Origin of the sequence: Candidatus Cloacimonas sp. (assembly GCA_035403355.1) — a bacterium.
GTDB lineage: Bacteria > Cloacimonadota > Cloacimonadia > Cloacimonadales > Cloacimonadaceae > Cloacimonas.
This window is the reverse complement of the sequence record DAONFA010000058.1, coordinates 1-5,456: the sequence shown is the minus strand read 5'-3', so window position 1 is coordinate 5,456 and position 5,456 is coordinate 1. Positions and strand designations below refer to the sequence as shown.

At 40.1% G+C, this 5,456-nt stretch carries 7 protein-coding genes and 3 tRNA genes; 9 read left to right on the top strand and 1 reads right to left on the bottom strand.

Annotated features, from left to right (window positions below; all coding sequences use genetic code 11):
• The first annotated feature begins 109 nt into the window (after window positions 1-109).
• The 9 genes from PLE33_09130 to nadD all read left to right on the top strand — a co-directional run bounded on the left by PLE33_09130 (window position 110) and on the right by nadD (window position 5,171).
• Window positions 110-201, top strand: a tRNA-Ser gene (locus PLE33_09130).
• A gap of 15 nt (window positions 202-216) precedes the next feature.
• Window positions 217-291, top strand: a tRNA-Gln gene (locus tag PLE33_09125).
• Window positions 292-303: 12 nt separating this feature from the next.
• Window positions 304-377: transfer RNA gene (locus PLE33_09120), tRNA-Gln, on the top strand.
• A gap of 165 nt (window positions 378-542) precedes the next feature.
• A complete protein-coding gene (locus PLE33_09115) occupies window positions 543-1,355 on the top strand; it encodes a hypothetical protein (GenBank protein ID HPS61401.1) in 813 nt (270 codons plus the stop codon).
• 3 nt (window positions 1,356-1,358) lie between these two features.
• Window positions 1,359-1,838, top strand: a complete 480-nt coding sequence (gene greA / locus PLE33_09110) for a transcription elongation factor GreA (GenBank protein HPS61400.1) — start codon at window positions 1,359-1,361, stop codon at window positions 1,836-1,838.
• A gap of 15 nt (window positions 1,839-1,853) precedes the next feature.
• A complete protein-coding gene (locus PLE33_09105; GenBank protein HPS61399.1) occupies window positions 1,854-3,260 on the top strand; it encodes an aminopeptidase in 1,407 nt (468 codons plus the stop codon).
• A gap of 3 nt (window positions 3,261-3,263) precedes the next feature.
• Window positions 3,264-3,839: a hypothetical protein gene (locus PLE33_09100; GenBank protein HPS61398.1), complete on the top strand. Its 576-nt coding sequence runs from the start codon at window positions 3,264-3,266 to the stop codon at window positions 3,837-3,839.
• Window positions 3,840-3,856: 17 nt separating this feature from the next.
• Window positions 3,857-4,591, top strand: coding sequence for an outer membrane protein assembly factor BamD (gene bamD, locus PLE33_09095; protein HPS61397.1), 735 nt, complete (start codon window positions 3,857-3,859; stop codon window positions 4,589-4,591).
• A gap of 1 nt (window position 4,592) precedes the next feature.
• Window positions 4,593-5,171, top strand: coding sequence for a nicotinate-nucleotide adenylyltransferase (gene nadD, locus PLE33_09090; protein HPS61396.1), 579 nt, complete (start codon window positions 4,593-4,595; stop codon window positions 5,169-5,171).
• Between the two features lie 96 nt (window positions 5,172-5,267).
• On the opposite strand, the gene PLE33_09085 is transcribed toward nadD, so the two are convergent.
• The coding region (locus PLE33_09085; GenBank protein ID HPS61395.1) for a hypothetical protein at window positions 5,268-5,456 on the bottom strand (189 nt) is incomplete at its 5' end.

The following is a 5,456-nucleotide window of genomic DNA, read 5'->3' as shown; positions in this document are numbered from 1 at the left end:
GAGGATTAGTCCTAATTGGTAAGGCAGCGGTCTTGAAAACCGCCGGGTTATGCCCTTGGGGGTTCGAGTCCCTCATCCTCCGCCAGAAAAAAAACAATGAAAAATAAGTGGAGAGGTGACCGAGCTGGCTTAAGGTGCACGCCTGCTAAGCGTGTGTAGGTCAAAAGCCTACCCAGGGTTCAAATCCCTGCCTCTCCGCCAGAAGAAAATATCTGCTGGGCAGTCGCCAAGTGGTAAGGCAGCAGGTTTTGGTCCTGCTATACGAGGGTTCGAATCCTTCCTGCCCAGCCAGAAAAAGATAAATGGGATGTCGTCTAATGGTAGGACAGCGGACTCTGGATCCGTATGTGAGGGTTCAACTCCTTCCATCCCAGCCAGTTTTATAAAAGATAGGAAAAGTAGCTTGGATTGGGGGTGCGTTTCACTGTTTGGGCTGAGCTAATAGCTATAATATTATGCCAGTTATATTTTTCTATTGACAGGTAAATGGATTTTCAGGCATAAGGTAAAAAGAAAGATAATATGTAAAAGCGGGAGAAAAAATGCTTACCATTGACTGGAAGGAACGACTGAACATAGACACAGCAGATTTCCTGAAGAATAAACTGCCTAAAGGTGATTACGACTTTGAGATTATCTTTATTGCGTATCCGGAAAGAGTAAATGGCAAAATTCCCGCAGAAGTTATTACTCAGGTAGCCAGCAATATTGTTCAACAACTGGGAAAAAAGCATGATGCTTATCTTCCTTTTTACAGGGCTTTGTGGAATAAAAAAGGAGCTTACGGCAAGCTTGCTTTTGCTCAAATCTTAAGTAAACTGCTTAATCGTAAACCCTCTGTTTATTTGCCTCTTTTGGATGAAGCGCTGGCAACTGCTTCTTTGGCAGAAATCAATGCTCTGTTTGATAAAATTATGTTACCGCTTTTACGCAAATATCCTGAAAAATATCTGAATAAGGTTTTTCAATATAGCAACAGCGCTAATTTGCAGTTACAAAAATCGGCTTTAAATTTGCTGATAAAACTGGTAAAAAGACGCGAAGACCTTTTGCCTGAAATTCTTGCTTATTTATCCAGGCAATGGCTGTCTCCTTTGGGAGAAACGGTTCCCTATCATATTGCAATGCTGAAAACCGTTGCCAAGCTAAATCCTGAGTATTATCTTAAAATTTGGCAGGAATACAGTTTCAGTCGTGATCCTCAAATTGTAGAATTGCTCTGTGCTTCTATAACGGATTTTTATCCGGAGCTGGAAAGTCCTGTAGAGATTTGGACAAAAAGTGGAAATGCCCGTTTAAAAAAAGCCGCTACCGCTGCGCAACGCACTTTGAATAAGAAAAAAGGAGCTCAATAAGAATTGGATTTAAGCCAGTATATTACCAAAACAGGAATGCAAAGATTGCAAACAAGAATTAACGAACTGCTTGCAGAACGCCCGGAAGTGATTAAAGCAGTTGCTATTGCACGAGAATTTGGTGACCTTAGTGAAAATGCTGAATATAAAGCAGCCAAAGAAAGACAGCGCGCAATAGACGGTGAAATTGATCATCTCCGCAGACGCAGTGCCAATTTGAAAGTGATAGATACCAGCGATTTTCCCAAAGATATGGTTCGTTTCGGAAGTTATTGTGTAGCCGAAGATATTACAAATAGCGAACGCATCTGCTATCATTTGGTGGGAGCGGATGAAATAAATTACTATGCTGAGGAAAGCATTCAAGAGGTATCAGTGGTTTCTCCTATCGGCAGAGCTTTATTAAGCAAAAAAATAGGTGAAATAGCCATTGTGCAAGCTCCAATGGGAGAAAGAAAGCTGAAAATTATTGAAATAAAATAGCAAAATGGAGATATAATGAAAAAGGTAAAACAAGAAAAACTTAGCTATGAACGCAGGAATTTCTGGAAAGAAACTACCCTGGATGAACAAAAAAAGGCGTTTGCTTATGCCGAGCCCTATATTAAGTTTCTGAATGAAGCAAAAACCGAGCGGGAAACAATTGCTTATACTTTAAGCATATTACAGCAAAACAAATTTACCCCTCTCGGCAAAAAGGGCAGTCATAAGGTCTATAGTGTTTTTCGCAATAAAACGATGGCTATGGCTGTAATTGGCAGTGAACCTATTTCCAAAGGATTTAATATGGTTGCTGCCCATATAGATTCACCGCGTGTGGATTTGAAACAAAATCCTCTCTATGAAGACAGCAACAGTGCTTTAAGCTGTATGCACACTCACTATTATGGTGGAATTAAAAAATATCAGTGGGTTTCTACTCCTCTGGCTTTACATGGAGTTATTATTAAAAATGATGGCTCGGTTTTGCACATCTCAATTGGTGAAAAAGATGATGAACCGGTATTTGTAATTCCCGACCTTTTACCTCATTTGGCAGGTAAGGAACAATATACCAAAAGCTTAAACGATGCAATAGAAGCCAGCAAAATGAATCTTGTTTTTTCAGGTATGCAGGAACCGGGGAATGAAGAAAAAGAAGCTATCAAAAACTATGCCTTAAAACTGCTGAACGATAAATATGGTATTTCCGAAGCTGATTTTCAAAGTGCTGAACTGCAATTAGTTCCTGCTTTCAAAGCGCGTAATTCAGGTTTAGATAGTTCTCTGGTTATTGGCTACGGACAGGATGATCGCATTTGTGCTTATAATGCCTTGATGGCTTTAACAGATAACCTTCCCAATAAACCCAAACGCACGATGGTGGTCTATTTTTCCGATAAGGAAGAAGTTGGCAGTCAGGGAAATACGGGAGCTCAAAGCATTTTTATTCAGGATTTTATTGCCGATTTACTGGCTCACAACGGAGAAGATAACAGCAGCGTAAACTTGCGTAAAACCTTTATGAACAGTCAAATTTTAAGTGCTGATGTTACTGCTGCCATAGACCCCAATTATCCTAATGTGCACGAAAAGCAGAATGCCATTATATTTAATTATGGCATCGGCATTTCCAAATTTACGGGAAGAGGTGGAAAATATAGTTGCAACGATGCTAATGCCGAATTTATTGCCAAAGTTATTCGCCTTTTCAATCAGGAAAAAGTTTTCTGGCAATCTGGAGAACTGGGAAAAGTAGATGAAGGTGGCGGTGGAACTATTGCTTACTTTCTTTCCAATTTGGGAGCTGAAGTTTTAGATTGCGGAGTGGGCTTAATGGGAATGCATTCGCTGTATGAATTGTGTTCCAAGGCAGATTTGTATTCCACCTATCTTGGCTATAAGGCGTTTTTACAAGCTGACTAAATAATGAAGAAATATTGGCTGTTCGTCTGTTTTCTATTGCTCATTTCCGAACTCCTATCATTTCAAGATCCTATCACCCTTGATCAAATCACATCGGAAATAGCAACGGAGATTCAGATCGGACAGCCAATTTTTTTAGATATTAATTGCGGAGAATGGAATTCTGAATTAACGCAAAAGCTTAGTAACCTGCTTTTAGCCAAAGGTGCGGATTTGCGTTACAATCTTCAAGGGACAGAAAGTGCCCAATCCTATCCTGAAGAAGAAAATATCCCCCAGCTTAATGCTTTGGGTTTGGATAATGCATTGCTGGTGCAGATAAAGCTTAATATTGTGTGGCAGGAGACAGTAAAAAGCAGCTTCCTTTCTTATCGGACCGAACGCTATCCCGTGCATATTTTTGAAACCAGGCAGATACAGCTTCCTGCTCAACAGGTTCTTAAAATTACTACTCATAATTTACCGCGTCCCAATCCTGATTATTCAGGAATGGGCGCTTTGCATTTCCGTTGGTTTGAACCCTTAGTTGCTGTTGTAGCTATCGGTTCTCTGGTTTTTCTTCTCTGGAATTTTGATTAAAAATAGAGGAATTTACTTTGCGAAAATACATCTTTCTTATCCTGATTGCCGTTTTTTGCCTTGTTGCCTGCAGCAGCAATAAACCACAGCTTTCTACTGAAGCTAAGTTGAAAAACGCCGATGAGCTTTTTGCCAAAAAGAAATATTCCCGTGCTGCCGTTATTTATGAAGAAATATCTTTTGAACGCAAATCCGCTGCAACTGCTTATGCTACAATGAAAGTTGCCGATTGCTATTTCAATATGAATAAGTTTAGCGAGGCGCGTGTCAGATATGAACAGTTTATCAATTCCTTTCCGGATCACGCAAATGTTGCCGATGCCTATTTTCGCAAAGGAGAATGCCTATTTGAAGAATCTCTGCCCCCGCAATATGATCAAACCGAAACTATTAACTGTATTGAGGCATTTCGCACTTTTATAGACCGCTATCCTAATGATCCAAGATATGAAAAAGCATTGGATTATATTCACAAATGCCAGTATAAGCTTTTGGAAAAACAATATTTAACCGGCTATATCTACTATAAAATGAAGGACTATAGCAGCGCACTGATGTATTTTGATGAAATTGCAGCTTTGGGAAATACTGATGAACTTGACCGAAAAGCACTTTACTATTCTGCAAAACTTCATCTGGAACAAAAAAATCACGACAAAGCCAAAGCCAGCTATGAACTCTTGAAAATCCGCTATCCCGATTCCAAAGAGGCAAAGAACTTAGCCAAAAAATTCGCCAAACTGGAAAAGTAAAGTGCAGGTTAAGGTTGCAGTTTTAGGCGGTAGTTTTGATCCCGTCCATTCAGGTCATCTGCATATAGCTAATCAAATTCTGCAACAAAAAGCTGCCGAGAGAGTTCTTTTTGTCCCAAGTGGAAATCACCATTTTAAGAAGACGACGATTGTGCTCCCTTTTGAAAAACGCTTTGCCTTAGTGCAAAAAGCAATTCAGCACAATCCCTGTTTTGCCGTTTCCGATGCTGACCAGGAAGGTAGCGGCTATACGGCTCATTTAATGCAAAAGCTTGGTAACCTCTATCCGGAAGTAGATTTCAGTTTTGTTATCGGAGCGGACAATCTGGAAAAATTGCATTTGTGGTATGATTACCCGTATTTAGCTAAGGAATTGCATTTTATAATATTACCTCGTCCCGGCTATCCCCTTCTACCGAAAGTTATTAATCAGCTGAAAGCAACTGTGCTAAATATTGAACTTTGCTCTATTTCCGCAACTGATATCAGACAACGCATAAAAAACGGAGAAAGCATTCAAGGTATGGTTCCGGAAGAACTGGAACAGGAAATAACCTGGCTCTACCAAGAAATAATATAGTTATTTTGATAAATCCTAAATGCTTGCCTCGTAATTGCTTTCTAGCTTCCGGATTACCCTTTTCGGCATCAGAATATTAAATTTAGAGGGGGGGTTCTATCTTTCTCCTTCCGAGGGGCTTACGCACCCATCGCTATTATTGTGTTGCCCTAAGGGGCTTTTGGCAGAGGGCAAAAGAGCGTAGGGAAAAGTGTTTTTCAGCCATTTTTGTATCTCAACCCTCTCAACCTTCTCAACCTTCTCAACCCTCTCAACCTTCTCAACCCTCTCAACCTTCTCAACCCT